We start from the raw sequence: 25,941 nt of genomic DNA, 5'->3' as shown, positions 1-25,941 counted from the left end.
CGCTCTGAACCGGCCCAACCATGTCTCCCTGGATTCCCCCTGGCAGAGGCCGTACCGCCGGGAGCGTGCCGGAGGCGGAGGCGCATCGCCGAGGTCAGCCCCGCGTGCCGAGTCGCTCCACGCGTTCCGCCGTCTTGCGCGCGGTGATCAGGATGGGATCCCACACCGGGGCGAACGGGGGAGCGTAGGACAGGTCGAGCCCGCTCACGTCCTCCACGCTCATCTCCTGCCAGACGGCGATGGCCAGGGCGTCGATGCGCTTGGCCGCGCCCTCCTGCCCGACGATCTGGGCGCCCAGCAGCCGGCCGGTCCGGCGGTCGGCGATCATCTTTGTCCGCATCCGGCGCGCGCCGGGGTAGTAGCCGGCGCGCGTGGTGGACTCCACGATCTCCTCGACCGTCTCGAACCCGGCCTCCGCCGCCTCGGCCGTGGTCAGGCCCGTGCGCGCCACCTCGTACTCGCAGATCTTCGACACCGCCGTGCCGACGACGCCGGGGAAGGCGGCGTACCCGCCGCCGATGTTGATGCCCGCGGCGCGCCCCTGCTTGTTGGCGTGGGTGCCGAGCGCGATCGCGACCGGGCGCCGGGAGACCAGGTGGAAGGTCTCCACGCAGTCGCCGGCCGCCCAGACGCCCTCGACCGCGGTGCGCATCCGCCGGTCGGTCCGGATCCCCGAGGTCTCGCCGACCGGGACGCCGGCGGCCTCGGCCAGGGCCGTGTTCGGGCGGCTGCCGAGGCCGAGGACGACCAGGTCCGCCTGTACGCTCCGGCTCCCGGTGCGGGCCGCGGTGACCCGCCCGCCGGACTCGGAGAAGCCCTCGACGGGCTCGCCGAGGAACACCTTGATCCCCAGGTCGCGCAGGGCGTCGGCGACCAGGGCGCCCATGTCCGGATCGAGCGTGCCCATCGGCTGATCGCCCCCGTCGATGAGCGACACCTCCAGGCCCCGCCGTACCAGGGCCTCGGCCATCTCCAGGCCGATGTATCCGGCGCCGACCACCACGGCCCTGCGGGGGCGCTCGGACTCCAGGGCGTCCAGCAGGGCGATGCCGTCGTCGAGGGTCTGCACGCCGTACACGCCCCTGGCCTGTACGCCGGGCAGGTCGGGGCGGTGCGGCAGGCCGCCGGTCGCGATGACGAGCTGGTCGAAGGGCTCCCAGTACCGGCCGCCGCCGCGGCGGTCGTGTACGGCCACCGCGCGGCGGCCGAGGTCGATCTCGGTGACCTCGCTGCGCAGCCGCAGGTCTATGTCCAGCTCGTCGCGGAAGACCTCGGGCCGCCGCGCGACCAGGTCCTGCGGGTCGGACACCTCCCCGCCCACCAGGTAGGGGATCCCGCACGCGGAGTAGGAGGCGTGACGGCCCTTCTCGAAGGCGACTATCCGCAGATCCTGCGGGTCACGCCTGCCCCGCGCCTGCGAGGCGGCGCTCATCCCCGCGGCGTCGCCCCCGATCACCACCAGTCGTTCCGTCATCGCCGGCCCACCCCCGAAAAATTCAGCCAGGAGGGGAGACTTCCTCGTCAGGCGGGTCTCAAACGGTGGTGGAGCGACTCGGCTCCCGTGGTGGGCCTGCTCGGAAGCGTCCCGTTCGCGGGCCCGGGTGCGCCGCGGGTGAGCGGGGGGGTTCCGTACGGCGCCGCCGGGCGGCGCGTGCGTTCCCGTCCTCCGGCATGGTAGTGAAAAATCCATGCAATATTTTGCGGATTTTGTCGTACACTTGCATTCATGACACGCAGGCTTGCCGAGGTGGCCAAGAAGGTCGGCATGAGCGAGGCGACGGTGAGTCGCGTGCTCAACGGCAGGCCCGGTGTCTCGGAGGCGACGCGCAAGGCCGTGCTGGCGGCGCTCGACACCCTCGGCTACGAGCGTCCGACCCGGCTGCGCGGCAACCGCGCCCGCCTGGTGGGGCTGGTCCTCCCCGAGCTGCAGAACCCGATCTTCCCCGCGTTCGCGGAGGTCGTCGGCGGCGCGCTCGCCCAGCAGGGCTTCACCTCCGTGCTGTGCACCGGGACGGTGGGCGGGGTCTCGGAGTCCGACTACGTCGACCTGCTGCTCTCCCAGCACGTCTCCGGAGTGGTCTTCGCCGGGGGGATGTACGCCCAGCGGGACGCCTCCCACGAGCACTACGAGCGGATCCGGGAGCGCCGCCTGCCCGCCGTCCTGGTGAACGCGGCGGTGGAACACCTCGGCTTCCCCCAGGTCTCCTGCGACGACGTGGCCGCCGCGCGGATGGCCGCCGGGCACCTGCGGGCCCTCGGGCACGAGCGCATCGGGATGATCCTGGGTCCTCCCGACCACATGCCCTCGCGCCGCAGGATGGACGCCTTCGCCGCCTACGCCGGGGGTCACGGCCTGGAGTTCGCCGAGGACTCCGTCGAGCACACCATGTTCTCCCTGGAGGGAGGCCACGCCGCCGCCACCCGGCTGCTGCGGCGCGGCTTCACCGGGTTCGTCTGCGGTGGCGACCTGCTCGCCCTCGGGGCGGTGCGCGCCGCCCGCCGGGCCGGCCTGCCGGTGCCGCGGGACGTCTCGGTGATCGGTTACGACGACTCGGCGCTGATGAACCGCACCGAGCCGCCGCTGACCACGGTGCGTCAGCCGATCGAGGCGATGGGGCGCGCGGCGGTGGACCTGCTCATCGCCCAGATCGACGCGGGCGCCGTGCCCGGTGACGAGCTGCTGTTCGAGCCCGAGCTGGTGGTGCGGGCCTCCACGGCTCCGGCGCGCCGCAGGGCCGTGCCGGCCTGAAGGTGCCGGCGCCTGCCGGGTCCTGTGCGTCCCCGGCGCGCTCACGGCTAAAAACCGCGACAGAACAATGATGCGGCCGTGCAACAGCATGCAAGCGATCGGTGACTCCGCCGGCGTCGGGCGCGTTGTCGCAGGTCCGTCCCGTTCTCCCGGTGGCGCAAGGACGTTGCGGCGCGCCGTCGGCTAGCTCACTGTCACTTTTTTGCATCAAGCATGACGGACTCTTGCTAGCTCCTGCACGCCTCTATATGTTTCTCGCAACCGACCCGCCAAGGAGTCCCCTATGAAGCCCCGCAACCTCTCGATGCTGCTCGCCGCGGGCATCGTCCTCACCGCCGCAGGTTGCGGCAGTGACAACGGCGCCGCCAAGCCCGCTGACACCAAGCCGGGCAGCGCGGCCGCCGACGCCCCGGTCACGATCACCGTGGGTTGCCAGCCCCCCAAGAGCAACCCGTTCGAGCGCAAGGCGTGGGACGAGGACGTCGCCGCGTTCCAGAAACTGCACCCGAACATCACGATCGAGAGCAAGGACGCCTTCCCCTGCATCAACCCGGACACCTTCCAGGCCAAGCTGGCCGGCGGCACGATGGAGGACGTCTTCTACGTCTACTTCACCGACATCCAGAAGATCGTCGCGGCCGGTCAGGCGGCCGACATCAGCCCCTATGTCGGCAGCGTCACCAAGCTGGGCGACCTGCGGCCCGATGTCATGAGCGTCTTCAAGAACGGTGACAAGACCTACGGCCTGCCCAGGACCAACTACTCCACGGGCCTGGTCTACAACCGCAAGCTGTTCACCCAGGCCGGCCTGGACCCCGACAGCCCACCCAAGACCTGGGCCGAGGTGCAGGAGGCGGCCAAGAAGATCGCCGGGCTCGGTCCCGGCTACGTCGGGTTCGGCGAGTACAGCGCGGGCAACACCGGCGGCTGGCACTTCACCGCCTCCCTCTACGGCCGCGGCGGCGAGATGGTCGGCCCCGACGGCAAGACGGCCGCCTTCAACAGCCCCGAGGGCAAGGCCGTCCTGGAGAACCTCAAGAAGATGCGCTGGACCGACAACAGCATGGGCGCCAAGCAGCTCCTGCAGTGGGAGGACCTGATGCGCATGATGGGCGGCGGCAAGCTCGGCATGATGATCGGCGCCCCCGACGTCGTCCAGTCGGTCAACAACGACTTCAAGGGCAAGTTCGACGACTACGGCGTGACGGCGCTGCCGGAGGCCAAGGCCTCGCTCAGCGGCGGCGACGGCTACATGTTCAACCCCAAGGCGACGCCCGAGCAGATCAAGGCCGGGCTCCTCTGGCTGGAATACCACGAGCTGACCCCCGACCAGGGACAGTTCAACTACGAGCGGAACAAGGGTCAGGGCCGGCCGGTCGGCCTCCCCACCCCGGACCTGTACGGCGACAGCGCCCCCGGCAGGCAGATCGTCGAGACGCGCAAGAAGTTCGCCACCGTGCCGGTGGAGCACTTCGCTCCCTACGCGGAGGCGTCCACCACGATCCAGAACAAGATCGAACCGCCGAAGGCGCAGGAGCTCTACGCCATCCTCGACGTGGCCATGTCGGCGGTGCTGACCAGGCAGGACGCCGACATCGACCAGCTGCTCGCCGATGCCGAGGCGAAGGCCAACAAGGTGCTGGCCAAGTCCAGCTGACCCTCTGATACCCGGGGTGCCGGCCGGTCGGCACCCCGCCAGACGTCGAGATCGGAAAACAACCAATGACCACGATGACCGTGAAGGGATCACGGCGCCGGACCCCTGGGGCGTTCCGGCGCGGCGTGCGGCGTAACCTCACGGCGTACGGCTTCCTCTGCGGGGCGCTGATCTGCTTCGCGTTCTTCTCCTGGTACCCGATGGTGCGGGAGATCCTGCTCAGCTTCCAGCAAACGAACTTCGTCGACGAGCCCACCTGGGTGGGGCTGGAGAACTTCGGCACGGTGATCGACGACGCGGCCTTCGCCGACGCCTGGATCAACACCGCCGCGTTCACCGGCCTGGCGCTCGTCTTCGGGTATTGCGTGCCGTTCGCGGCGGCGATCATCCTCAACGAGCTGAGGCACGCGAAGGCGTATCTCAGGTTCGTGGTGTACCTGCCGGTGATGCTGCCGCCGGCCGTCGGCGTGCTGCTGTTCAAGTGGTTCTACGACCCGGGTCCCGGCCTTTTCAACCAGATTCTGGACCTGGTGAACATCCCGGCGCTGAGCTGGCTGGACTCCACCGACACCGCCCTGTTGTCCCTGGTCGCCGTCTCCACCTGGATGAACCTGGGCACCGGGACCCTGATCTACCTCGCGGCGCTGCAGAGCATCCCGGGCGAGCTGTACGAGGCGGCCGAGCTGGACGGGGCCGGGCTCTTCAAGCGGGTCTGGCATGTCACGATCCCGCAGACCAAGCTGATCCTGATGGTGATGCTGCTGCTGCAGATCGTCGCCACCATGCAGGTGTTCATCGAGCCGTACCTGCTGACCGGCGGCGGCCCGGAGAACGCGACGCTGACCGTCGCCTACCTGATGTACCAGTACGCGTTCAACTTCGGGGACTTCGGCGCCGGTGGCGCGCTGGGGCTGATGCTCATGCTCGTGCTGATGGTGTTCTCCGCCTTCTACCTGCGTATCTCGCGGGACAACCAGAACTAGGGAGGCAGTAGCACCCATGTCGAACGCCACCGTTCAGCCGAGCCGCCCGGCTCCCTCCCGGCGGCCGGACTCCGCCCCCGTCAAGGCCGGGCGCGGCACGCGCGGACGCCGCAAGGAGGCCGCGCCGCAGTTCCGCGGTGTGGTCTCCCCGCACACGCTGAAGACCCCCCGGGGACGGGTGATCTACTGGATCGTGCTGGTCACGGTCGTGCTGGGCTTCACCGCGGCCTTCGTGTTCCCGCTCTACTGGATGGTCACCGGCGCCTTGAGGTCGCCCGAGGAACTCGCCCAGATGCCGCCCGGCTTCTTCCCCGAGTCGCTCGACTTCGCGGTGTACGCCGAGGCGTGGGACCAGCTCAATCTGGGGCAGTTCCTCGGCAACACGCTCCTGTACGCCGGCGGAGCCCTGCTGTTCACGCTGGCCGTCGACGTCACGGCGGCCTACGCGCTGTCCAAGCTGCGGCCGGTGCTGGGCAACCTGGTCCTGGGCCTGATGCTGGCCACGCTGATGATCCCGCCGATGGTCATCCTGCTGCCCGCCTACCTGACGGTCAAGGATCTGCCGATCCTCGGCTGGGACCTGCTGAACACGCCGTGGGCGATCTGGCTCCCCGCGGCGGCCAACGGGTTCTACATCTTCCTGCTCAAGCGGTTCTTCGACTCGATCCCCAGGGAACTGCTCGAGGCCGCCCAGATCGACGGCGCCTCCGCCTCACGCATCCTGTGGTCGATCGTGCTGCCGGTCTCCCGGCCGATCATCGGCGTGGTCTCGATCCTGTCGGTGGTCACCGTCTGGAAGGACTTCGTCTGGCCGCTGCTCGTGCTGCCGGACAGCGAGAACATGTCCATCAGCGTGGGCATCGCCTCCCTCTCGGCCCAGATGCCGCAGAACGTCCTCATCGCGGCACTGGTGATCGCGAGCCTTCCGGCGATCATCGTTTTCTTCGTCTTCCAGCGCAGCATCATGGCCGGTCTGACCGCCGGCAGCCTCAAGGGCTGACCTCGTCACCCATCGTCAACCGCAAGGAGTTGTCGCAGCATGTCTGAAACGTGGTGGCGGGGAGCCGCGATCTACCAGGTCTACCTCCGGAGTTTCGCCGACGGCAACGGCGACGGCGTCGGCGACCTCGCGGGTCTCCGCGCGCGCCTGCCGTACCTCTCCGACCTGGGAGTCGACGCGATCTGGCTCAACCCCTGGTATCCCTCGCCGATGGCCGACGGCGGCTATGACGTGGCCGACTACCGCGACATCGAACCGTCCTTCGGCACCCTCGCCGAGGCGGAGCAGTTCATCGAGGAAGCCCACGAGCTGGGCATCCGCGTCATCATCGACGTGGTGCCCAACCACAGCTCCGACCAGAGCGCCTGGTTCCGGGAGGCGCTGGCCGCCGGACCGGGGTCGGCGGCCAGGGAGCGGTTCTGGTTCAAGGACGAGCCCAACGACTGGAAGTCCATCTTCGGAGGCCCGGCCTGGACGCAGGTCCCCGACGGGCAGTGGTACCTGCACCTGTTCGCGCCCGAGCAGCCCGACTTCAACTGGACCAATCCGGAGGTGCACCAGGAGTTCCACGATGTACTGCGGTTCTGGTTCGACCGCGGCATCGACGGCATCCGCATCGACTCGGCCGCCGTGCTGGTCAAGGACTTCGACGGCGGCGACCCCGACGGCTACACCGACCTCGCCGAGGTGCACGACGTCTACCGGAGCTGGCGGCGGCTGTCCGACGAGTACGACGGGCGGCTGCTGATCGGCGAGGTCTGGTTTCCCGACCAGGAGCGCTTCGCCCGCTACCTGCGCTCCGACGAGCTGCACACCGCCTTCAACTTCGACTTCCTGGGCAGCCCCTGGAGCCCGGCCGCGCTGCGTGAGTCGATCCGGCAGACCCTGGCCACGCACGGGCGGCTCGGCGCTCCGGCGACCTGGGTGCTGTCCAACCACGACGTCGCCCGTCCGGTCACGCGGTACGGCAGGGCCGACACCTCCTGGGACAACGGCGACCGCAGGGACGGGGTGCCCTCCGACCTCGAACTCGGCCACCGCCGGGCCAGGGCGGCGGCGCTGCTGGCCATGGCGCTGCCCGGCAGCGTCTATGTCTACCAGGGTGAGGAGCTCGGCCTCCCCGAGGTCGAGGACATCCCCGACGAGCTCCGCCAGGATCCGATGTGGCACCGTTCGGGACACACCGTCGCCGGCCGGGACGGCTGCCGCGTGCCCCTGCCCTGGTCGGGAGAGGAGACGCCGTTCGGCTTCGGCGCGGGGACCTCGTGGCTGCCGCAGCCGGAGGCGTGGAAGAAGGTCACCGTCGAGGCTCAGGGAGCGGATCTGGGCTCGATGCTCAACCTCTACCGCGCCGCCCTGCGCATCCGCCGCGAGGAGCTCGGCGACGGCGCCCTGACCTGGCTCGAAGCCGGGGACGACGTGCTGGCCTTCACCCGCGAGAGCGGCCTCACCTGCGTGGTCAACCTCGGTCCCGGGCCGGTGGCACTGCCGCCCCACGACGCCGTGTTGCTGGCCAGCGGCCCTCTCGACGCCGGTGAACTCCCCTCCGACACCGCCGTATGGCTCCGCGCGTCCTGATCGGTCCGCGCCGCCGCGTCGCTCGCACGACCCGGACGACGTCCCCCTCCCCCCAAAAGGGAGCCCCCCGGGAGCCCTGTCAGGGCTGCCCGCCGTACCCGCCGCCGGGACACCCGGCGGCGGCCGGCCTCCGTCACGCCTCCGTCCGGGAATTGTCGGGGGCCTCTGGAATCTTGACGGCATGACCCTCTTTGTGTACCGCAGCCACTACGAAGGCCCGCTCAGCAAGCGGGTCCGTCACCTTCCCGACGCCACGGTGCTCGACTGGTTCCGCCGGGGCTGGGCGGCCGTGGTGGAGGAGGGCCACGACACCGACGAGTGGATCGTGGCCGAGCTCGGGGGGTCCGTCTACGGGTTCGGCACGATCTTCGACGCCGCCCGCCGGGAGGGGATCGCGGCCCCCGGCACGTGGCAGGAGCTCCGTGACCTCCTGCGGCGGCATCTGTACGTCGAGGGAGAGGTGCAGGCGGACGGGCTGAGCGTCCGGGTGCTGACCGACGACGACGAGGTCGAGCTCGCGTACTTCTTCTTCGACGACTCCCTGGTGAAGACCCGGGCGGACCGCCTGGCCTACCTGGTGCACGACGGCTGGCCGCTGCCCGAGACCACCGGCGGGGCGGCGGGCCCGTTCACCCCGCCGGTCCCGGTCGAGGAGCTCGCGCCGGCCCTGCCCGGGGGAGAGGGCGTCACCTACGCGGTCCTGTTGACGTTCTGCGACAGCGAGAGCATCGGCTGGCTGGCCCCGCGCTCCTTTCCGGGGGTCCGGCTGCCGGGGCTCGCGGCCCACCTGCGGGAGCTCGAACCCCGCAGCGGCGACTGGCCGTCAGAGCTGCTGGCGCTGCGCGCTCTGACGGCCCCCGGAGACGACGGGATCGAGCCGGCGCTGAGCCGCTGCAACCGGTGGCCGGACCTGGAGCAGCCTCTCATCGGGGATCACCGCTCCCTGCACGAGGGCTCCATGCGGGCGCTGGAGAGCGCCGGGCTGGAGCAGGGCCGGGATCCGGACCGGACCCTCATCCGGCACTCCCGCCACCTGGCCCAGATGTCGATCCACATGAACGACTTCTTCGGCCACCAGCAGTGGTTCCTGTTCGACGACGTGTGGGCCGCCGGCAACGAGGATCTCGCCGGCTCCCTGCTGCGCTACGCCCACGGCTGGGATCCGCTCGAAGCCGGATGAGATCCCCCGCCTCCGCCACTCGCCGACGCAGCGGGGCGTCCGACAGATACCGCACCATCCCGGCATAGGACTACGCGGCCTGATCTCCGGTGATGAGGGCCCGTACCCGAGTGGCGTAGGCGCCTGGATGGGTCATGTTGCCGTTGTGTCCACCGGCGAAGACTGCGACGTCGGTGGCGAGCAGGCGGGCCAGTTCGGTGGCACATTTGCGGTCGAAGACGTGCGGTGGGGTGGTGTGGCCGGCGGCGGGAATGGTCCGGACCGTACTGCGCCGCAGAGCCGCGACGTCAAGCCGGTCCTCGCGGACGGCGGTGAAGTCGTGGCCGAGGAAGTAGCCGAAGTCGGCGGCGCGTTCGGCGGTGATCGACGGCAGGCGTACACCAGGCTCGACGTCCTGGTCGGCAGGGTTGATGCCGAGTGTGCGGGCCATCGGCGCGAGCGCGGCCTGCCAGCCCTCAGCACGGAAAACCTGCTGGCAGTGCTCCAGTTCACACAGATGGGCGGCGCGGTCACCGGCAGCGAGCAGCCAGGGCGCAACCGGTTCGTGCGCGATGAGAGTGTCGAGTTGGCCGGGATGCTCGACCGCGAGGTGCAGGCCGATCACCGCGCCCATGCTGCAGCCGAGCATGTGCGCGGGCGCGCTGGTGACCGCAGCGAGCAGCCGATGCGCGTCGTCGGCGTGTGTGGCCATGGTGACCGGCCGGGACGGGTCGTGGATCGTGCTGCGTGACAGCCCCCGCCGGTCGTAGGTGACGACGGTGAACTCGTCTTCCAGACGCTGGACAAGGCCCCCCACTCGGGTCCGTGTCATCAGCCGCAGTACAAGTAGGGGTCTCGGTAGTAATCGCGGAAAATCCAACGGATATGCCTCTGACCTGCTCTGACGTGAGGGCACCGCAGGCTGGCGTGCCGGTTGGTGGGGGCAGTGGGCCGGGCCGAGGATGCCGCTGGCCTGACCCGGGCGCTCCACGTCGACGCTGGTCAGCGATATCCGTTGGATTTTCCGCGATTACTACCGAGACCCCATCTCTCTGGCCGGCTTAACTGATGAAGTTCCCTATACCTATCCCCGCGGCCGCGAGGATGGCGGAAAGGGACATGATGGCGAACAAGACGAGAGCGCACCCGTCCGAGGAGGGCTTCGGCGAGTTCATTTTGGCGGCGGTCTCGTGGTAGAGCCGCACGGCGGGGTCGTTTTCGTCGTTGTAGTCCCCGTCGTGGTAGCTGATCATCTTCGCTATGCACAACGAGCAGAGCTTTCCCTCTGAGACTTCTTTTTTGCAACCGTTGCATTTCGCCATGCTCTAAACCTCCGCCTGGTCCGGTTATCGGAGCGTATCGATTTAGGCGGAGTTTTTGGGCGGAGTTTTACGGAACAACAACTTCACCGCCGCCGGCCACCAGCCCCACGGCGCCGACCCACCCCCACGCCCTGGGCACAAGGGGTGCGCGTGCCCGGAGGGTTGCCCGATCCACGGCTGACCCGCCCAGCCGTACGGCCCGTTCCCGTCTCGGGTGCGGGCCGTACGCATCTCAGGCGGAGGCGACGACCCGGGGCAGGTGGACGTGGCGATGGTCGACGTCGACCAGGCGGCCGAGCTGGCGGACGCGACGGGCCAGAAGTTCGGCGACGGCGGGCGCCCTTTTCCGGACTACGGAGGCGCATCCGATGGCGATGGAGCGCGGGCCTGCCGGCAGCATCGCGTACGCCACCAGGTTATCGACCAGCTCGGCGGCGCCGGGCGTGCCAAGCACGATCTGCTGGACGCGCTCGTCCCGGACGTCCAGGTCGAGGATGCCGCCGTTGCGGGCGGCGGCCGGTCGCTTGAGCAGCCCAGAGCAAGGGAGACCGCTTCACGGATCCTCAACACAACCTCAACAAGGCCCGGCCTAGCTTCACTCCTACAGCGACTCATGAGCGAAGGAGATGACATGAAGGCCATCGCAAAGTTCGGCACCGCAGTCGCGGCGGGTACGTTCGCCCTGGTGCTCGCGGGCGGGACGGCGCAAGCGGCAACCCAGGCCCTGACCCCCGCGGCGACTTCCAGCGCCGCCGGGTCCATGAGCAGGCCGCCGACCCCCAACATCAAGTGGTTGTGCAATAAGCCGATCGTGAAGAAGTTCATCCCCCAGTGCACCAGCGGCAGGAGCTGGACCCCGGAGGGGCTCAAGAAGGCGCGATGCGTGCTAGGGCACGGGCCCTACCTGGGCTGGACGGGCATGCCAAAGCTCACGTGGTGGCTGCACAAGTGCTATGAGAAAAACGAGTGGAAGAAGTGGTAACCCCGGGATCCCAGCCGCACATCGCCCAGGTCCAGCATCTGGGCCTCATTGATCGCAGTCCCACCAACGCCCCTCCAGGGCAAACAGCCCTCGTCACCGAATCGTCGTCAAGATCGCCTTTGTAGCGGGGGTTGAGCAGCAACCGAACCGTCAGTGGCGTTAGGGGGGTATCGGCGCGCGCGTTACCGCCACTGGTGGTTCGGATGCGGGTGGCGTCGGCCGGGCAGGGATCTTGTAACGGTTTGATCGCTCTGGGTGGTCGGTCTGCTGGTTGGTCTTACTTTGCGGGTTATGCCTGTGGAGTTCTTGACTGATGATGAAGCGGCTGCGTACGGGCGGTTCACGGGGCCGCCGGCGCAGGCTGATCTGGAGCGGGTGTTCTTCCTCGATGATGAGGATCGGGCGCTGATAGGGCAGCGGCGCGGCGAGCACATGCGGCTGGGGTTCGCTCTTCAGCTGGTGACGGTGCGCTGGCTGGGGACGTTCCTGGAGGACCCTCTGGACGTGCCGGGTGCGGTGCTGGAGTTCGTGGCCGAGCAGCTGGGTGTCGAGGACGCCTCGCAGGTGAAGCGGTACACCGAGCGGCGGGAGACGCCGTTCGATCACCAGCGAGACATCCGGCGGGCGTATGGGTGGAAGGACTTCACCGACGTCGACGGGGAGTTCGCGGCGTGGGTGGCGGCGCGGTCGTGGACGTCGGGCGACGGCCCGAAGGCGATCTTCACTGACGGAGTGGGGTGGTTGCGGGAGCGCAAGGTGCTGCTGCCGGGGGTGACGGTGCTGGCGCGGCGGGTCGCGCGAGTTCGCGATGACACGACCAAGCGGTTGTGGGGTGTGCTGGAGGGGCTGCTGACGGTCGGGCAGCGCTACGTCCTGGACCAGCTGTTGGAGGTGCCGCCGGGGTCGCGGGTGTCGGACCTGGAGCGGTGGCGCAAGGGCGTGACGCCGCGGGCGTCCGGACCGACGATCATCAAGGCCTTGGACCAGGTGCGCGAGATCGACGGCCTGGAGCTGGCGGAGCTGGGTGCCGAAACGTTGGTGCCGTAGCGCCGGTTGGGTGAGCTGGCCAAGTACGGGATGCGCGCGGACGCCTCGGCGCTGCGCCGTCATGGCGACGGCCGCCGGTTGGCAAGGCCGCCCGGGCGAACCCGGCGTGCTCGGTGAAGGTCACCTTCTCGAACCAGGCGCCTTTGGCGAAGGTCGCCCCACCGAACCAGGTGTTCCCGGTGAAGGTCGCCCCATCGAACCGGGCGGTCCCAGTGAAGGTCGCCCCATCGAACCGGGCGTCGGTTACATGGCCGTCGGTCAGGTCGAAGTCGATGAGGGGGGCGCCGGTCAGGTCCAGGCGCACCCCTTCCCAGAAGGTCGGTGCGGCCGGGAGGGTAGAGCGCTGGTTTGCGGGGCGGTCGTCGCGAGATGGTCGGTGAGGATGCGTTGGGCGGTGAGGCGGACCTGACGTTCGCCTTCGGCGTCCTTCTAAGCGGACAGCGGCCTTGCCGTGGCCAAGCTGCTCGACGGCCTTGGTGTACAGGTCGGTCACCCGGCGCTCGGTGGCGTCGTGCTTGGTGTTGTCGGCCACCTGTTCGGCCAGTGCGGCGTTGCGCTCGGCGAGGTAGGCGGTGACGTGCGCGGCGTGCTCCTGGTGACGCTGCCGGCGGAAGGCCAGCATCAGCGTGACCGCCGCGCCGACCCCGGCGCCGGCCGCCAGCGCGGTCTGGATCGCGCCCTGACGGGCGGTGGCCTCGGCCGCGCTCCACCCGGCCGCCAGCAGTAGCCAGGCCAGCCCACCGGTCACCCCGCCCACCAGCAGCGTGACCGGCACGATCCACCACGCCGCCGGCCGGGGAGTACGCAACTGCGGCGGCACTACCACTCCCACCGCAACAACCGGCACATCAGCTCGGGAGGAAGGACGGCGCGGCAGTAACGGCATGCCCCCATTCCAGCCGCCCGCGGCCCACATCCGACCGGACGCTACATGATCGTTATCAGGCAGGTCGGACATAGTTGACATTCTGCCTGGTGTCCATGCGAAGCCGGGCGTAGATGCCGAAGGTGGCCAGGTGCCGCCCCCGCACCGGCTGCGGATCTGGAACAGCGACCTGGACCAGGCCCGCGCCGACCTGCCGATCGCCGCCTGAACCTCCCCGACACGGCGTGGGTCGGCGGGCGGCGGCTCGGGGCGTCGATGTCGCGGCCCGCTCTGTCTGACCTGCACGCCGACAGTGATCGGGAAAGGGTCCGTACCCGTCCGGAGCGGGTCTGACGGTGGATCGGTGATGATCCGCGAAAACCATCGACGTCGGCGCATCGCCCGTTTTACGGTGAGTGATCACGGGATGCACCCCGATGCCGTGCCGGCGCAGGAGCGGCGCGGGCAGGCACGGGGTTGAGGAGGCGTGGTGGAGATCGAGCTGGCGGACACGGTCGAGGCGGTCCGGGACGAGCTGCTGGCGGCGGCGGTGCGCGGGGCGGGCAGCCAGATCGCCTTCACCGTGGGGCCGATCGAGCTGGAGTTCACCGTGGAGTTGAAGGTGGACGCCAAGGCCAAGGGCGGGTTCAAGGCGTGGGTGATCACCGCCGACGCCGAGACGGGCGTCGCCCGCGGTCGTACGCACAAGGTCAAGGTCACCCTCACACCCAAGCACCGCGACGGCGCCGACCTGCTCATCAGGGGCGGGTCCGGGCCCGGTGACGAGCCGGGCGAGGTGACGGGACATCTCGGCCGTTGACATCGGGCGGCGGGCCGGCCGGTACGGCAGCACCACAACGCACAGCCGACAGTAGGAAGGCGGAAGGGCATGCAGGTGCGGCGGGTCGTCGGCGTCACCCGCCCCGGTGGGCGGGGGGCGGGGTATGTGGTCGCGCCGCGTCTGGTGCTGACGTCCGCGCACGTGACCGGCCCGGTCGGCGCCGCCGTACGGATCTTCCACCCTGGCCGGGCCGGGACGTACGGCGGCGCGGTGGTGTGGGCCGGTATGCCCGGCGGCCGCGACGACGCCGCGCTGGTGGCCGTCGACGATCCGGCGTGGGAGCCGCCCGAGGGCGGGGCGGTGCGGTGGGGCCGCACCATCACCTACCGGCCGGGGATCCGGTGCGAGAGCTGGGGCCTGCCCGCCTTCGCCCAGCGCGAGGACCGGGCGGCGGAGCTGTGGCAGCCCGCCGGGACACTGAACCCGGGCGACCGCTACGTCGGCGACCGGTATGTGATGACCCTGGACGGCCACCCGCCCGAGACGAGCGCGGATGGTTCCTCGCCGTGGGAGGGCATGTCCGGGGCCGCGCTGACATGCGGCGACCTGCTGGCCGGGGTGATCACCGCCGATCCGGCGCGCCTGGCGCATGCCCGGCTGGAGGCGGTGCCGGCCTATGTGCTGTTCGCCGACCCGGCTTTCCGGCGGGTGCTGGCTGAGCACACCGGCCGGGCCGATGAGGTGCTGGAGCCGATCGAGTACCAGCACCTGGCCGAGCCCGCCGAGCCTACGGGTGTGCAGGCGGCGTCTCCGGCGGCGCTGCTGCAATCGCATCGGCAGGTGGTGCCTTTCCACGGTCGCGAGGAGATCCTCACCCGCCTGCACTCCTGGGTGGAGTGGCCGGGGTTCGGCGCGTGCCTGGTGCACGCCGTCGGCGGTCAGCGCGGGCAAGATGTCGGGCCTGTGGTCCGGACATCCGGCCAGCATCAAGCTCGATGAGCTGGAAGTGATCTGCGCGACGCTCGGCTGCGAGGTGGGCGAGCTGCTGCTCCGCGAGCCCGAGAGCGTGCCGCAACCCGTCCAGCACGACCAGGACCAGGCAGCCAGCGCCGACGGCCGGACGGCCGCCGGCCCTGCCGTCACCCCACGGCCGCGCCCTGGCCGCTCGCTGCCGCCTCGGTGAGTGGCGCCGACGCGCCGGCCCCATGCCCGAGCTGCGGTCAGCCTGTCGCTTACACAGGCGTCGGCCGCCGCCCGGTCTACTGCGGCCCGGCATGCCGCAAGCGCGCCCATCGCGACCGCGTCTCCTCCGGGCAGAGCTCGCCCCGGCAACCTCGCACCCGAACGCGTCTCGCGCCTGACAACCCTGTGCTCGCCCAGGCACGTCAGCGAGCTGCGCAGGTGCGCGAGGAACGCGGCTGGTCGCGCGATGTCCTCGCCGCCGTCGAACGAACCCTGGTCCTGCTGCTGGCCGAACATCCCGCTGACGAACCGGTCACCTACGCCCAGCTCGACCTGCCGCGCGGCCGGGGCCGCAGCATCAAGCAGACCGCCGAGATCCTCGCCGAGCTCGGCTTACTCCATGAGCAGCGTCCCAAAGCGATCTTGGCTTGGATCGACCGGCGCACCAGCACGCTGCCCACAGGCTTCCAGACCGACGTCCGCGACTGGCTGAGCTGGCTGCACGCTGGAGACGCCCGCACCCGCCCGCGCTCGGACACCACCTTGTACGTCTCCCTGGGAGCCGTCCAGCCGATCCTGGAGAGCTGGGCTCCCACCCGCAGACACCTACGCGAGGTCACGCGCAAGGACGTCCACGCCGCCGTCGAGGCGCTGCGCGGGAGCCGCCTCAGCAACGCCGTCACCGCGCTGAAGTCGCTGTTCCGCTTCGCCACCAAGCATCGGCGGATCTTCACTAACCCCACCACCCAGCTTCACCCGGGAGCCCACCCCTACCCCGAGCGCCTGCCGCTGGATGAACTGACGCTCAAAACCGCCGCCAGTGCCGCCGTCACACCGGCGCTGCGTCTGATCGTCGCCCTGGCCGCGATCCATGCCGCTCGCCCTCAGGCGATCCGCCTGCTCACCCTCGATGATATCGACCTGCCCAACCGGCGCATCATCCTCGACGGCCTCGCCCGCCCCCTCGACGAGCTGACCCACGACGCCCTGCGCGACTACCTCGCCGAGCGTCGCCGGTGCTGGCCACACACCGCCAACCCGCACGTCCTGCTCTCCCGGCTCACCGCTGCCGGAGTCAAGCCCGTCAGCACCTACTACCTCAAGCAACACCTGCTTGTCCGGCACCAGGTCCGGCTCGACGATCTACGCGCCGACCGTGTCCTGGAAGAGGCGCTCAACCGGGGCCCGGACGCGCTCCATCTCGCCGTGGTCTTCGGCATCGAGGAGAGCACCGCCATCCGCTACGCCGAACAGGCACGCCGACTCATCAACGAAGATCAGCACGAGAATGACAACAAGATCAATTGATGATCTGATGTCCCTTCCGCATGAGAGGCCCATCGGGCGCGGCAGCGTCTTCCCAGACGGCGCCGACGGCGTCCGGGTCGGGGATGAGTCCCAGGTCGGGGGCCGAGGCGAGTTGCTGGGCGAACCCCTCGGAGGAGCCGGTCAGGGACTCTCCGCGGTCAAAGCAGCCGGCGGGCGCCTGTTCGGGGGCGGGTTGGTGAAGAGCGGTCAGGAAGGCGGCCCGCCCGTTTTCTTCCCCGGGTTCAGTCGTGGGGGAAGCAGACTCTGGAGTGGAGGCGAAGGGGGCGGCCGAGTGGGAGAGGAGGTTCCAGCAACTCGTCCACTGGGACGCCGGTCCAGTCGATGGACGTGGTCTCGGTGTTCTCGTGGAGACGAGCGTTCAGGTCGTACTTGGTAATGGAGTGGCCGGGGCGGTGGATGTGCAGGGCCAGCTCCGCACCCTCATCGTCCAGGTCTTCACCGGTCAGGTAGGGGGATCGGGAGCTGGTGTGGGGGCCGAGGACGGCGGCCAGGTGGGTGCGAACGTCGGCGATGGAGGTGAACAAGAAGAGGGCGTCCTCCGATTCGTTGTTGTTGATCCAGTAGGCGCTGCGCAGTAGCGCAAAGGCGTGGCGGGGGTGGCTCGTCTCGCTCTGAGGCTCTTTAGCGGGCGGAGCATGAAGGTAGGAGAGGGCGGAACGGGCGCAATGGTCGTCGGGTGCGCGCTGTAGGGCTTCCTGGTAGGCGGCGATTGCGGCGTTCTGGTCGCCCGTCCAGGTGAGGGCATGGCCCAGATAGAGCGGTATGAGGGCATCGTGGGGGTCCGCGACAAGGGCCGCCTGTGCGGCAAGGACGGCTTCCTCGGCGAGCGGACGGCTCACGCCCTTGCTGTCATGCTTTCCCAACCCGTTGAGCAGCGTTCCGTCGTCATCGTCGAAATCGCAGCACACGTTCGACAGCACCACCTGCCGAAGGGCGAAGGTCGAGGCCACCGCACGCAGGATCGCGAGGGTGGCGGCAGTCTCGGCGTCTTCGTGCATTCCCTGCTCGGCTTGGTCGCAGTGGTGGCGAGCCTGGGCGATCAGGCCAGGGACCGCCGGTTCGCCGCCGAACTGCCGAAGCAGGAACTCGCATTCGGCGAGCGACCGGCCGGCCTGCAGTAGGTGGATGCGCGGATCTTGTGCGGGCATGGGCCGAATTCTGCCATTGAGTCGTAGCGATTCCCCGGTGAACGCTACGCCAGGACAGCGGGGACCGGCATCGCTGGGATCAGCGGTAGTAGTCCGGATAGTCCGCGCCGATGCCGTAGTCAGGGCGGTGTGCGCGCCCTCGAACGTCGGCAGGGCTTCATCGGCGGACAACTCAACCTGAACACCGATACCAACACGAGAACACCGACGGCTTCAACTGCAACCGACATCTGAACTCTAGGAAGAAACTCATCAGGAACAGACGAATACCCGACAGTTCAAACCGAAGAGCCTTCAGACAAAATGAACTTTCGAACTTGACAGTGCTAAGGCATCGTCATGCGTCCGGGACGAAAGGAGGGCACCGATGCGCTCCGATGACCCGCCTCCCCAGGTCGTCGCGCGGCATGTTCGCCAGCGTGTGGAGAGCCGTACCTGTCCCTGGTGTGGCGCCAAGGTGCCCTACACCGGGCGGGGCCGACCGGCCGAGTACTGCTCCAAGGCGTGCCGCAACCGCGCCTGGGAAGTGCGCTCGGCGGAAAGGCGTCTGCAGCGCGACATCGCCGCCGGTCTGCGTCAGCTCCCGATGCGCGAGGTGATCCGGGAGACCGTTACCGAGATCCATGTCGTCACCGTGCAGGGCACGCCGCGCGAGCCGACCACCGCGTGGGAATGGCTGGAACAACTCACCGAGCTCGCCGAGCAGCTGCGCGCGGGCGATCTGGGTCGCCAGCACTGGCAGCACTCCAAGCTCTACGGCGTGCTCGCCGACGTTGTGGTCGCGCTCGCGGACGCCTACCCGGGCGGCCTGGAGCGCCTGCAGCGTAAGGTCCCCCGGCGCTGATGGCTTTCGACCATCGGGGTCTGGGTGGCTTCGGCTGTCCGACGCCGTTTTTGGAAGCAGCAAGATATATGGTCCGGCGCCGGATCACTTTGCGGGCTTTCGCCCTGTTGATCTTCTCTCCTATCGTCGGAGAGGAGATGTCCCGCCAGGGGGCGGGTCGCTCCGCTGGGGGAGGCCGGGTGGCGGCAGAAGCACAAGACGATCGAGGGCAGGGCGAGGGCAGGTCGCCGGTGCGGCAGCAGCGCCAGCGGGGCGGGCGGCCGCACAAGCATTCGATACGGATGTCGGATGCCGAGCAGGCCGTCATCGAGGCACGGGCCGGGCAGGCGGGGGTGAGCGTGCCGCGATTCCTGGTGGAGGCGGGCCTCGCCGGGGATGCGGCGACCGCGAGCCAGTTGCGCGCCAATGCCGCGGAGCTGCTGGCCGCGCGGCGGCTGGTGGCGGCCGCGGGGGTCACTCTCAACCAGCTCGCCGAGGTCGCCTCTGCCACGGGTGCGGTGCCGGCGTCGCTGGAGGCGACGATGGCCGCGACGCTGCGGCTTCTGGAAAGGCTGGACGCGGCGGCCGCCGTCTACGGCGAGTTCGGCCTGCCGTTCGGCCGCCGCGCGGCCGACAGCTCCCAAGACAGTGGCGATCCCGGTCTCGACGTCGACGTCGACGTCGACGTCGACGTCGACCAGGACCAGGGCGGGGGTTGGGGCCGGTGAACAACTTCATCTCCGCCCAGCGCGGCAGCAGTCCCGGCGGGCTGGTGCGCTACCTGTTCGGGCCCGGCTCCAGCCAAGAGCACACCGACCAGCGGATCATCGCGGCCGATGTGACGCTGGGGCTGGAGGAGGGGGCGCGGCTGGATCACGTCGCCGACGCTGATGCGATCTACGCGCTGGGCCGTGACATGGACTCGCACCGGATCCTGCTCGGCGTCGCGCCGCCGGGCGGGTGGGTGTGGCATTGCGCGATCTCCCTGCCGCCCGGTGAGGTACTGGCCGATGCGCAGTGGGCCGAGGTCGCCCGCACGGCGATCGGCCGGATGGGCTTCGAGGAGGCGGAGGGCCGGGCGCCGTGCCGGTGGATCGCGGTGCATCACGGCCGTTCGGTCGGCGGCAACGAGCACATCCACCTGATGGTGAATCTGGTGCGCGAAGACGGCACGCTCGCCTCCACCTGGAACGACCGGCGCGCGATGAGCCGGGTGTGTACGGACATGGAGCGCCGCTACGGGCCGGCGGTGGTGGAGGGCCGGGCCGGCCGCGGCATGCCGGGCTACTCCAAGGCCGAACACCAGCGGATGCGCGCCGGCGGTCTGCCCGAGCGCCAGCGCATCGCCCGCCTGGTGCGCTCGTGCGCCCTGGTCTCAGGGGATGAGGCGGAGTTCGTGCGTCGGGCCCGCCGCTCGGGATTGTCGGTGAGGGCCCGCTACAGCGTCGGCGGCCAGGAGGTGGTCGGCTACAGCGTCGCCCTGCGCGGCCACGAAGCAGATGCGTCGGACGGAGCGGCCCGAGGGACCGGAGCGGTCAAACAGGTGTGGTTCGGCGGCGGCCGGCTCGCGGCCGACCTGAGCCTGCCGCGGCCGCGTGAATACTGGCCGGCCCCCACCGCGCAGAGCTCGGCGAAGGCGCTGGCGCAGTGGAGCCGGGGCGCCGATGTCGCCGGCCCCAAGGAGGCGTCCGAGCGGCCCGTCTACGAGGGCGCGGTGTGGCGCCAGGCCGTCGCCCGGGTCGAGGACGTCACCGCCCAGCTCGGCCAAAGTCGCGCCCAGGACGCGGCGCTGTGGTCGAGCGCGGCCCGGCACGCCGCCGCGCTGATGGCCGGGCTGTCGGCCCGCCTGGAGGAGGAGAGTCCCGGCCCGATCACCACGACGGCTGACCTGCTGGCACGCGCCGCGCAAACTTCCGCCCACCCCGACCGTCGCCTGGTACGGCGCGGCGGCCTGGCCGATCTGCGCGGGGTCGCGATGGTGATCCGGCACGCCCCCACTTCCCCAGAGATAAAGCTGCTGCTGCCGGCCGTCGTGGCGCTGGCGCACACGATCGGCCTGTGGCAGCAGGCCGAGCGGCCGCGCCTGGCCACCGAACTGGAGGCGGGCCTGACCCGGGTGCGCGCCGCGTATCCGCCGCCCAGCGCCCGCGAACTCGCAGCCCACCTGCGATCGCCCAGCGCGCCCGTTCCGCCGATCGGCCCGCGCATGACCGACCCGGCCACGCGGGCCAGACGCCCAGCGCGCCGCGATCAGGATCGGGGTGGACCGCAGCGGGGCCGGGGCCGATAGCCACCACGACACCCAGCAGATCACGAAGAACCGAACACCCAGAACCACACAGCGAAGACCACGAACAACACGCGGGAAACACCACAGGGGGTCCCGGTAGTAATCGCGAAAAATCCAACGGAAATGCCCCTGGCCTGCTCTGATGTGAGGACGTCGCATGGCTGGTGTGCCGGTTGGTGGATGCGGCGGGCTGGGCCGAGGATGTCGCCGACTTCGCCGGGATGCTCCACGTCGACGCTGGCGAAGCGATATCCGTTGGATTTTCCGCCGGTGCTACCGGGACCCCTCGGCCTACCCCGGGAGCCCCAGCCGACCTGATCGATCAGGCGGCGGCGGCCGCTGTCTCGGCGAGGATGCCGAGGAAGTGCAGCCAGCCCTCGGCGTGTGGCGGGACCTGCGACTCCGGCAGGTTCGAGTGGGTCAGGTCGACCCGCGTGCCGGTGGCCGTCGGCGTCAGGCGGAACGCCACCTCGGTCGATCCGGCGGGGAGGACGTCGTTGGCCTCCAGGCCCCAGGTGACGACGACCGAGCGGGGCCGGTCGACCTCGACGAACTCGCCGCGGATCGGGTTCCCGTCGATGTCGACGGCGAACACGCCGCCCGGCCGGGGATCGAGCTCGGCGCGCTGGCCCATCCACGCCAGCATCCCGTCGACCGTGACGAGGTGGTCGAACACGATCTCGGGCGGGGCCTCGATGTCGATGGAGGTTGCGAACTCAGCCATTGGTCCTCGCGGTCTTCTCGGCGGCGGCCTTGAGAGCGGCCAGGTGATCGGGCCAGAAGCCCTCCAGGAACTGGCGGACGGCGGCGAAGCCGTCGGTGCGCACGACGAACAGGTGGCGGGTGCCCTCCCGCGTCTCGGTGACGAGCCCGGCCCCCCGGAGCACCCGGAGGTGGTGGGAGACGGCCTGCTGGCTCATCGCCATCGCCTCGGCGACCTCGCCCACCGCCCGAGGTCCGTCCCGAACGATGCTCAGGATGGCGCGGCGGTTGCCGTCGGCCAGCGCCCGAAGGGTGCTGTCCAGCACCTCGGCGGTGGCGGCGCTCACGGCGTCCGGCCGAGGTAGGCGATGAGCTGCTCGGACGACGTTGCGCCGATGTCGAGCGCCGGGCCGAAGGCGTCGCCACGCTGCGCCTCCCCGAGGGCCGCGTGGGCGAAGGCGAGGACGGCGAGCGCGAGGTCCTCCGGGATGGACGCCGCTTCGCCGCTCGCCTGGCTGATGTCCCAGCCGTGGACGACGGCCTCGAGCAGGGTCGCCGACGCCATGACCGGCCCGGGCATCGTCCCGAACGGCAGCTCGTAGGTGCGGTCCATCACGCCGGGCTGCCGCCAGGCGAGCTGGGTCCGGGCCGCGAGGTCGGCCATGGCGGCGTCCCATGGTCCGGTGGCGGTGGCGCCGCCGCCGTCGAGGGCGTCGGCGAAGATCGCCAGGGTCTCGACGGTGTGGTTGAGCAGCGTCCGGAGGTCCCAGTCGTCGCAGGGGGTGGGGGCATCGAGGGCATCGGCTGGGACGGCGGCGATGCGGGCCGTCGTCCACGCCAGGCCCTCGTCGAGCAGGTCGGGGGTGTCGGTGATGAGCATGGCTCATACACAAACAGCGATTTGTACAAAAGTCAATTGGTTGTTTGTAGACGGACCGACGAGGTAGGACGTGTCCCGGCGTCGGAGGAACCATGGACGCGCGCAACCTCGCCAACCGGCTCTCTGCCGACGACGGCGAGATGAGCCATCGGACGACGTTGCTGTACAGCAGTGCCGTACAGCAACACCGTCTTACGCGATCACATCTCCGAACCGCATCTACCGCCTGACCGGCGCGTAAGCCCGCCGACCTGGCCCCCGCCGTTGACTCGTAATGGGGTCCCGGTAGCAACGGCGGAAAATCCAACGGATATCGCTTCGCCAGCGTCGACGTGGAGCATCCCGGCGAAGTCAGCGGCATCCTCGGCCCAGCCCGATTTTCATCTCACACAATGCCTATTATGTGAGATCGCCGTGAGATCATTACCGGCGTGACCGAGATCATCCCCAGCGCGATCCTTCGCCCCACCGCCAGCGTCCCGGCGGCCGCCGGTCTCTTCGCCACGGCGGTGGCCGTGCCGGAGCCAATGGTGGCCACCGTGGGCGACATCGCCGGCCTGCGGCCGCGGCGCCGCAAAGGCGACGGCGGCGAGGTGCCGGGCGCGGACGTCGACGACGTCGACGCGCTCCCCCACGCAGAGTGGTCGGTCGTGGCGGCGTGGCTGAAGGCGGGCAAGGCCGTCACCACCCGGCGGGCCCGCCTGGCCGATGTCGCCGCGTTCGTCCGCTGGCTCCAGACGGAGGCCCCGGGCGTGGGGCTGCTGGCCGTGACCGAGGATCATCTGACGCACTACCGCGACACCATCGCCACCGGCACCGCGCGCGCCGGCCTGGCCCGGCCGGGCACGCCGCTGGCGGCCTCCACCGTGGCCCGGCGCCTGTCGAGCCTGTCGAGCCTGTACGGCTACGCCACCCGCCGCCGCATCGTCGCGGTCAATCCCGCCGACCCGGTGGAGCGGCCCGAGGTCTCCACCGTCGGCACCACCCCGGCCCGCACCGTGGAGGAGGCCACCGCCCTGGTCGACGGCGCCGAGACCATCAGTGCCGCCTACCCGGCCGACGCCGCCGCCGTGGCGCTGCTCAGCGTGTGCGCGGTCCGCGTCGGCGAACTGGTCGCCCTCACCGTCGGCTCGGTGGCCGCCGACGCCGGGCACACCGTGATCCTGTTTCGCCGCAAGGGCGGCAAGACCGACCGGATGCCGGTGCCGCCGCGGGTGCGCGCCCTGCTGCAGCCGCTGCTGGCTGACCGCTCCCCGGGCGAGTCGCTGTTCGTCCGGGCCGACGGGCGGCCGTTCGACCGCTGGCGGATGACCACCGCGCTGCGCCGGGCCGCGACCGCCGCCGGCGTCGACCACACCAAGCTCACCCCGCACACCGCCCGTGCCACCGCCGCCACCGCAGCCCTGGATGCCGGGGTGCCGCTGGCCGACGTCCAGGAGCTGCTCGGGCACGCCTCCCCGGTCACCACCCAGCGCTACAACCGCGGCCGCCGCAAGCTGGACTCCCACGCCGCCTACCGGATGGCGTCCATCCTCGGCGGAGGTGCCTGATGGAGAACGCCACGCCGACGCCGGGCGTTCAGGAGGCGCTGGCCACGATCGCCGCCGCGGCGCGGGCTGCCTACGCCGACGGCTCCAACCTGCGGGTCCGGTCGTCGGGCATCGTGCACGAGGTCGCGATGACCCGCTGGTTCGCCGACGAGCGCATGCCCGGCCCGGCCTGCATGGTCGGCGTCAGCGGCTGGGACCCCGCCGCGGCCCATCCGGACCGGGGCCCGGTCACCTGCCGCCGCTGCCTGAAACTCACCCACACCGACCCCGCCAGCCAGCAGTTGGAGCTGTTCACCCCCAAACCGGACCAGGTCAGCGCTGAAGATACAGCGGGTGGCGGCACCTGACCGCCGAGGCCGTTGTCCTGCGTGCGCGGGCACGGCGTCGTTACGTTGACCCAAGCCTCGGCAGAACACCGCGAAGGGCGCGCATCATGGCAACTGCAGGAGGAACCGACCTGGCAGCCGATCAGCATGCTGGTCATGCTGACCACCCACGTCGAGCGATCCCGCCGACGCCTCGGACGGCGCCGAGGCGGCCGCAGCGGACCCCGTCTCCACCGTGCCGACCCGGCCGGACGGCTGGCCCGACCTGCTCGGGCGTTGGCCGCTGTCCAGCACCGACCGAGCCCGGCTGCGCGCCGCCCTGCAGGACGCGGCCCCGCCCGCCCCCACCAGCTCGGACGCCTGCTATCTCACCATCGACGGCCTGGACGGCATCAGCGACCCGGCCAAGGCGATCCGGCTGCGCGGCCGCATCCACGCCGCCGCCCGCAGCGCCGTCGAACGGCGCCGCACCATCTTCGAGGCCGCCGAATCCGCCACCACCATCAGCATCTACGGGCCGGACGCCGCCGAGCGCATCGAGGGGCTCAGAGCCGTGATCAGCCATTTCGCGGTCAAGCATGGCTGGACGCTCCACGGCAGCACGCCCGAATCCCACGACACCGACCCCGAGGCGACACGGATCAAGACGGTACTCGGGACGCACGTGGCGACGGAGTCCTGGCGTGAGAGTCCCAACGTAGGCAAACGGCGGCTTTCTGAGCAGCGGAGTAGCAATCAGATAGGGAGGCCACGTCCCAACGCCGAGATTTTATAGAGCCAGCATCCAGGTCATGTACCCCAATTTTCGGACCTGCGGTGGGTGGCATGATGAAGCACGACGATACGGTCCAGGGAGTGGAGCGCGTGACAGTGGATTTTTCCGTGACTGAGCATTTCTGCATCACGTTCACAACCCACGACGACATTGGGACTGTCGCGTCGCTGATCGGCGCAGTCCCTCTGGCGGTGGACTACCGTTCCCCGGAGGCTCTCGACTCGAGCACCGCCACCATCATCCGCTGGGGCGACGGGACCCTGATCACGCACCCCTACTATGGCTACGAATGTGCCCGCCAAGAGGTCATGAGCGCCCTGTCACGCCATGGCCACCTGGCCGTCTGCCTGGTGTGGGGAATCTCGCTCTCCCCGTGGACGAAGACCTACTCCAGGATGGACCCGTGGCACGCGGCGGGCGCATTGCTGGCCTACTTCGCCTACGCCGCGAACGGGAGACTGGAAGTCGGGTTCGACCCTTATGACTTCGACAGAACCGACCCGTCCGTCCGCTGCGGCTGGAATACCGGGGCGGTCGACACCTACCTGCACGACCTGGACTTCAGCCCTCTTACGGTCGCGACACAGCAGTCCGGCAGGAGTTTGAAGCCGGGTCGGCGCACCATTTCCCGGCACAAGTACGCCTGCGCCACTCTGATGGAACGAATCGCGGGCGCCACCTTTCCGGCGGATGTCGAAAGGCCGGATTCGCCGGGTGTGGGATTCACCGTCGCCAGCCCGGTACCGGCCATGAGCGATGCCGAGTTCGCCCACTTCATGGGCCCGCCGCAGAGCTGAGGCTCGCGTCGCCGGC

Annotated in this window: 27 protein-coding genes; 19 read left to right on the top strand and 8 right to left on the bottom strand. The window is 70.0% G+C overall.

Features of this window, described 5'->3' with window-relative positions:
* Positions 1 to 94: 94 nt before the first annotated feature.
* Positions 95 to 1,474 carry an FAD-dependent oxidoreductase gene (locus BM085_RS38640; protein ID WP_093891730.1) on the bottom strand — a complete coding sequence of 460 codons (1,380 nt, stop codon included), beginning with the start codon at positions 1,472 to 1,474 and terminating at the stop codon, positions 95 to 97.
* Positions 1,475 to 1,726: 252 nt separating this feature from the next.
* Here BM085_RS38640 and BM085_RS38635 point away from each other — a divergent pair, with 252 nt between their 5' ends.
* The 6 genes from BM085_RS38635 (at position 1,727) to BM085_RS44995 (ending at position 9,147) form a co-directional block, all read left to right on the top strand.
* Entirely contained in the window at positions 1,727 to 2,749 is a 1,023-nt protein-coding gene (locus tag BM085_RS38635) for a LacI family DNA-binding transcriptional regulator (RefSeq protein ID WP_093891729.1), read from the top strand.
* Positions 2,750 to 3,032: 283 nt separating this feature from the next.
* A complete protein-coding gene (locus tag BM085_RS38630) occupies positions 3,033 to 4,406 on the top strand; it encodes an ABC transporter substrate-binding protein (RefSeq protein WP_093891728.1) in 1,374 nt (457 codons plus the stop codon).
* 65 nt (positions 4,407 to 4,471) lie between these two features.
* Entirely contained in the window at positions 4,472 to 5,389 is a 918-nt protein-coding gene (locus BM085_RS38625) for a carbohydrate ABC transporter permease (RefSeq protein WP_093891727.1), read from the top strand.
* Positions 5,390 to 5,405: 16 nt separating this feature from the next.
* Positions 5,406 to 6,389 (top strand): carbohydrate ABC transporter permease, encoded by a 984-nt coding sequence (locus BM085_RS38620; protein WP_218158951.1) that lies wholly within the window; start codon positions 5,406 to 5,408, stop codon positions 6,387 to 6,389.
* 39 nt (positions 6,390 to 6,428) lie between these two features.
* Complete coding sequence (locus BM085_RS38615; protein ID WP_093891726.1) at positions 6,429 to 7,967, top strand: glycoside hydrolase family 13 protein; 1,539 nt, start codon at positions 6,429 to 6,431, stop codon at positions 7,965 to 7,967.
* Between the two features lie 181 nt (positions 7,968 to 8,148).
* On the top strand, positions 8,149 to 9,147 hold the full coding sequence (locus tag BM085_RS44995; RefSeq protein WP_177245492.1) for a hypothetical protein: 999 nt from the start codon (positions 8,149 to 8,151) through the stop codon (positions 9,145 to 9,147).
* A gap of 70 nt (positions 9,148 to 9,217) precedes the next feature.
* On the opposite strand, the gene BM085_RS38605 is transcribed toward BM085_RS44995, so the two are convergent.
* Together BM085_RS38605 and BM085_RS38600 are read right to left on the bottom strand one after the other, a co-directional pair.
* Complete coding sequence (locus tag BM085_RS38605; protein WP_093891725.1) at positions 9,218 to 9,958, bottom strand: alpha/beta fold hydrolase; 741 nt, start codon at positions 9,956 to 9,958, stop codon at positions 9,218 to 9,220.
* Between the two features lie 229 nt (positions 9,959 to 10,187).
* Positions 10,188 to 10,448 carry a hypothetical protein gene (locus tag BM085_RS38600; protein WP_143121267.1) on the bottom strand — a complete coding sequence of 87 codons (261 nt, stop codon included), beginning with the start codon at positions 10,446 to 10,448 and terminating at the stop codon, positions 10,188 to 10,190.
* Between the two features lie 271 nt (positions 10,449 to 10,719).
* Here BM085_RS38600 and BM085_RS44990 point away from each other — a divergent pair, with 271 nt between their 5' ends.
* Both BM085_RS44990 and BM085_RS38585 read left to right on the top strand, forming a co-directional pair.
* Positions 10,720 to 11,430 carry a hypothetical protein gene (locus tag BM085_RS44990; RefSeq protein ID WP_177245491.1) on the top strand — a complete coding sequence of 237 codons (711 nt, stop codon included), beginning with the start codon at positions 10,720 to 10,722 and terminating at the stop codon, positions 11,428 to 11,430.
* Between the two features lie 306 nt (positions 11,431 to 11,736).
* Positions 11,737 to 12,477: a DUF4158 domain-containing protein gene (locus tag BM085_RS38585; protein WP_177245490.1), complete on the top strand. Its 741-nt coding sequence runs from the start codon at positions 11,737 to 11,739 to the stop codon at positions 12,475 to 12,477.
* Here the strand turns inward: BM085_RS38585 and BM085_RS38580 are convergent.
* Complete coding sequence (locus BM085_RS38580) at positions 12,401 to 13,435, bottom strand: pentapeptide repeat-containing protein (protein WP_143121265.1); 1,035 nt, start codon at positions 13,433 to 13,435, stop codon at positions 12,401 to 12,403. The two genes, BM085_RS38585 and BM085_RS38580, sit on opposite strands and share 77 nt — an antisense overlap.
* Positions 13,436 to 13,832: 397 nt before the next feature.
* Between BM085_RS38580 and BM085_RS38575 the strand changes: the two genes are divergently transcribed.
* The 4 genes from BM085_RS38575 (at position 13,833) to BM085_RS38560 (ending at position 16,613) form a co-directional block, all read left to right on the top strand.
* Positions 13,833 to 14,162, top strand: coding sequence for a trypco2 family protein (locus BM085_RS38575; RefSeq protein WP_093891719.1), 330 nt, complete (start codon positions 13,833 to 13,835; stop codon positions 14,160 to 14,162).
* Between the two features lie 69 nt (positions 14,163 to 14,231).
* Positions 14,232 to 15,122, top strand: coding sequence for a hypothetical protein (locus BM085_RS38570; protein ID WP_093891718.1), 891 nt, complete (start codon positions 14,232 to 14,234; stop codon positions 15,120 to 15,122).
* A complete protein-coding gene (locus BM085_RS38565; protein ID WP_093891717.1) occupies positions 15,076 to 15,306 on the top strand; it encodes a helix-turn-helix domain-containing protein in 231 nt (76 codons plus the stop codon). Before BM085_RS38570 ends, BM085_RS38565 begins: the two co-directional genes overlap by 47 nt.
* A gap of 218 nt (positions 15,307 to 15,524) precedes the next feature.
* Complete coding sequence (locus tag BM085_RS38560) at positions 15,525 to 16,613, top strand: site-specific integrase (RefSeq protein WP_093891716.1); 1,089 nt, start codon at positions 15,525 to 15,527, stop codon at positions 16,611 to 16,613.
* Between the two features lie 242 nt (positions 16,614 to 16,855).
* Here BM085_RS38560 and BM085_RS38550 read toward each other — a convergent pair whose 3' ends face one another.
* The gene (locus BM085_RS38550) at positions 16,856 to 17,782 is read right to left on the bottom strand and encodes a tetratricopeptide repeat protein (RefSeq protein WP_093891715.1); all 927 of its coding nucleotides are present in this window, start codon (positions 17,780 to 17,782) and stop codon (positions 16,856 to 16,858) included.
* A 367-nt stretch (positions 17,783 to 18,149) separates the two neighbouring features.
* On the opposite strand from BM085_RS38550, the gene BM085_RS43865 reads away from it, so the two are divergent.
* From BM085_RS43865 to BM085_RS43855, 3 genes are read left to right on the top strand one after another with little or no spacing between them, the layout of a single operon-like run.
* Complete coding sequence (locus tag BM085_RS43865; protein WP_143121264.1) at positions 18,150 to 18,626, top strand: hypothetical protein; 477 nt, start codon at positions 18,150 to 18,152, stop codon at positions 18,624 to 18,626.
* Positions 18,626 to 19,333 carry a plasmid mobilization protein gene (locus BM085_RS47615; RefSeq protein WP_425443294.1) on the top strand — a complete coding sequence of 236 codons (708 nt, stop codon included), beginning with the start codon at positions 18,626 to 18,628 and terminating at the stop codon, positions 19,331 to 19,333. Before BM085_RS43865 ends, BM085_RS47615 begins: the two co-directional genes overlap by 1 nt.
* Positions 19,330 to 20,895, top strand: a complete 1,566-nt coding sequence (locus BM085_RS43855; RefSeq protein WP_143121262.1) for a relaxase/mobilization nuclease domain-containing protein — start codon at positions 19,330 to 19,332, stop codon at positions 20,893 to 20,895. Before BM085_RS47615 ends, BM085_RS43855 begins: the two co-directional genes overlap by 4 nt.
* A gap of 322 nt (positions 20,896 to 21,217) precedes the next feature.
* Here BM085_RS43855 and BM085_RS38535 read toward each other — a convergent pair whose 3' ends face one another.
* The 3 genes from BM085_RS38535 to BM085_RS38525 are packed head-to-tail and all read right to left on the bottom strand — an operon-like array spanning position 21,218 to position 22,477.
* Positions 21,218 to 21,619 (bottom strand): SRPBCC family protein, encoded by a 402-nt coding sequence (locus BM085_RS38535; RefSeq protein WP_093891713.1) that lies wholly within the window; start codon positions 21,617 to 21,619, stop codon positions 21,218 to 21,220.
* Positions 21,612 to 21,944 (bottom strand): ArsR/SmtB family transcription factor, encoded by a 333-nt coding sequence (locus BM085_RS38530; protein WP_093891712.1) that lies wholly within the window; start codon positions 21,942 to 21,944, stop codon positions 21,612 to 21,614. Before BM085_RS38530 ends, BM085_RS38535 begins: the two co-directional genes overlap by 8 nt.
* Entirely contained in the window at positions 21,941 to 22,477 is a 537-nt protein-coding gene (locus BM085_RS38525; protein WP_093891711.1) for a TIGR03086 family metal-binding protein, read from the bottom strand. The genes BM085_RS38530 and BM085_RS38525 overlap by 4 nt, the downstream gene beginning before the upstream one ends.
* Before the next feature lie 431 nt (positions 22,478 to 22,908).
* Here BM085_RS38525 and BM085_RS38520 point away from each other — a divergent pair, with 431 nt between their 5' ends.
* The 4 genes from BM085_RS38520 to BM085_RS38505 all read left to right on the top strand — a co-directional run bounded on the left by BM085_RS38520 (position 22,909) and on the right by BM085_RS38505 (position 25,925).
* Positions 22,909 to 24,027 (top strand): tyrosine-type recombinase/integrase, encoded by a 1,119-nt coding sequence (locus BM085_RS38520; protein WP_093891710.1) that lies wholly within the window; start codon positions 22,909 to 22,911, stop codon positions 24,025 to 24,027.
* Entirely contained in the window at positions 24,027 to 24,374 is a 348-nt protein-coding gene (locus BM085_RS38515; RefSeq protein ID WP_093891709.1) for a hypothetical protein, read from the top strand. The genes BM085_RS38520 and BM085_RS38515 overlap by 1 nt, the downstream gene beginning before the upstream one ends.
* A gap of 214 nt (positions 24,375 to 24,588) precedes the next feature.
* The gene (locus BM085_RS38510; protein ID WP_093891708.1) at positions 24,589 to 25,128 is read left to right on the top strand and encodes a hypothetical protein; all 540 of its coding nucleotides are present in this window, start codon (positions 24,589 to 24,591) and stop codon (positions 25,126 to 25,128) included.
* A 50-nt stretch (positions 25,129 to 25,178) separates the two neighbouring features.
* Entirely contained in the window at positions 25,179 to 25,925 is a 747-nt protein-coding gene (locus BM085_RS38505) for a hypothetical protein (protein WP_093891707.1), read from the top strand.
* Positions 25,926 to 25,941 lie beyond the last annotated feature (16 nt).

This window comes from Streptosporangium canum (assembly GCF_900113865.1).
Classification (GTDB): Bacteria; Actinomycetota; Actinomycetes; order Streptosporangiales; family Streptosporangiaceae; genus Streptosporangium; species Streptosporangium canum.
Note: the sequence above shows the minus strand (reverse complement) of the source record. Positions and strands in the feature narration are given on the sequence as shown.

Excerpts from the sequence above, each read along its gene's own strand:
- BM085_RS38620 (WP_218158951.1), top strand. The coding sequence starts at position 5,406 with ATGTCGAACGCCACCGTTCAGCCGAGCCGCCCGGCTCCCTCCCGGCGG.
- BM085_RS38615 (WP_093891726.1), top strand. The coding sequence starts at position 6,429 with ATGTCTGAAACGTGGTGGCGGGGAGCCGCGATCTACCAGGTCTACCTC.
- BM085_RS38635 (WP_093891729.1), top strand. The coding sequence starts at position 1,727 with ATGACACGCAGGCTTGCCGAGGTGGCCAAGAAGGTCGGCATGAGCGAG.
- BM085_RS38525 (WP_093891711.1), bottom strand. The coding sequence starts at position 22,477 with ATGCTCATCACCGACACCCCCGACCTGCTCGACGAGGGCCTGGCGTGG.
- BM085_RS38550 (WP_093891715.1), bottom strand. The coding sequence starts at position 17,782 with ATGCCCGCACAAGATCCGCGCATCCACCTACTGCAGGCCGGCCGGTCG.
- BM085_RS38625 (WP_093891727.1), top strand. The coding sequence starts at position 4,472 with ATGACCACGATGACCGTGAAGGGATCACGGCGCCGGACCCCTGGGGCG.
- BM085_RS44995 (WP_177245492.1), top strand. The coding sequence starts at position 8,149 with ATGACCCTCTTTGTGTACCGCAGCCACTACGAAGGCCCGCTCAGCAAG.
- BM085_RS43865 (WP_143121264.1), top strand. The coding sequence starts at position 18,150 with ATGCGCTCCGATGACCCGCCTCCCCAGGTCGTCGCGCGGCATGTTCGC.
- BM085_RS38600 (WP_143121267.1), bottom strand. The coding sequence starts at position 10,448 with ATGGCGAAATGCAACGGTTGCAAAAAAGAAGTCTCAGAGGGAAAGCTC.
- BM085_RS38515 (WP_093891709.1), top strand. The coding sequence starts at position 24,027 with ATGGAGAACGCCACGCCGACGCCGGGCGTTCAGGAGGCGCTGGCCACG.
- BM085_RS47615 (WP_425443294.1), top strand. The coding sequence starts at position 18,626 with ATGGCTTTCGACCATCGGGGTCTGGGTGGCTTCGGCTGTCCGACGCCG.
- BM085_RS38580 (WP_143121265.1), bottom strand. The coding sequence starts at position 13,435 with ATGTCCGACCTGCCTGATAACGATCATGTAGCGTCCGGTCGGATGTGG.
- BM085_RS38605 (WP_093891725.1), bottom strand. The coding sequence starts at position 9,958 with ATGACACGGACCCGAGTGGGGGGCCTTGTCCAGCGTCTGGAAGACGAG.
- BM085_RS38630 (WP_093891728.1), top strand. The coding sequence starts at position 3,033 with ATGAAGCCCCGCAACCTCTCGATGCTGCTCGCCGCGGGCATCGTCCTC.
- BM085_RS38565 (WP_093891717.1), top strand. The coding sequence starts at position 15,076 with ATGTCGGGCCTGTGGTCCGGACATCCGGCCAGCATCAAGCTCGATGAG.
- BM085_RS38505 (WP_093891707.1), top strand. The coding sequence starts at position 25,179 with ATGATGAAGCACGACGATACGGTCCAGGGAGTGGAGCGCGTGACAGTG.
- BM085_RS38535 (WP_093891713.1), bottom strand. The coding sequence starts at position 21,619 with ATGGCTGAGTTCGCAACCTCCATCGACATCGAGGCCCCGCCCGAGATC.
- BM085_RS38640 (WP_093891730.1), bottom strand. The coding sequence starts at position 1,474 with ATGACGGAACGACTGGTGGTGATCGGGGGCGACGCCGCGGGGATGAGC.
- BM085_RS38570 (WP_093891718.1), top strand. The coding sequence starts at position 14,232 with ATGCAGGTGCGGCGGGTCGTCGGCGTCACCCGCCCCGGTGGGCGGGGG.
- BM085_RS44990 (WP_177245491.1), top strand. The coding sequence starts at position 10,720 with ATGGTCGACGTCGACCAGGCGGCCGAGCTGGCGGACGCGACGGGCCAG.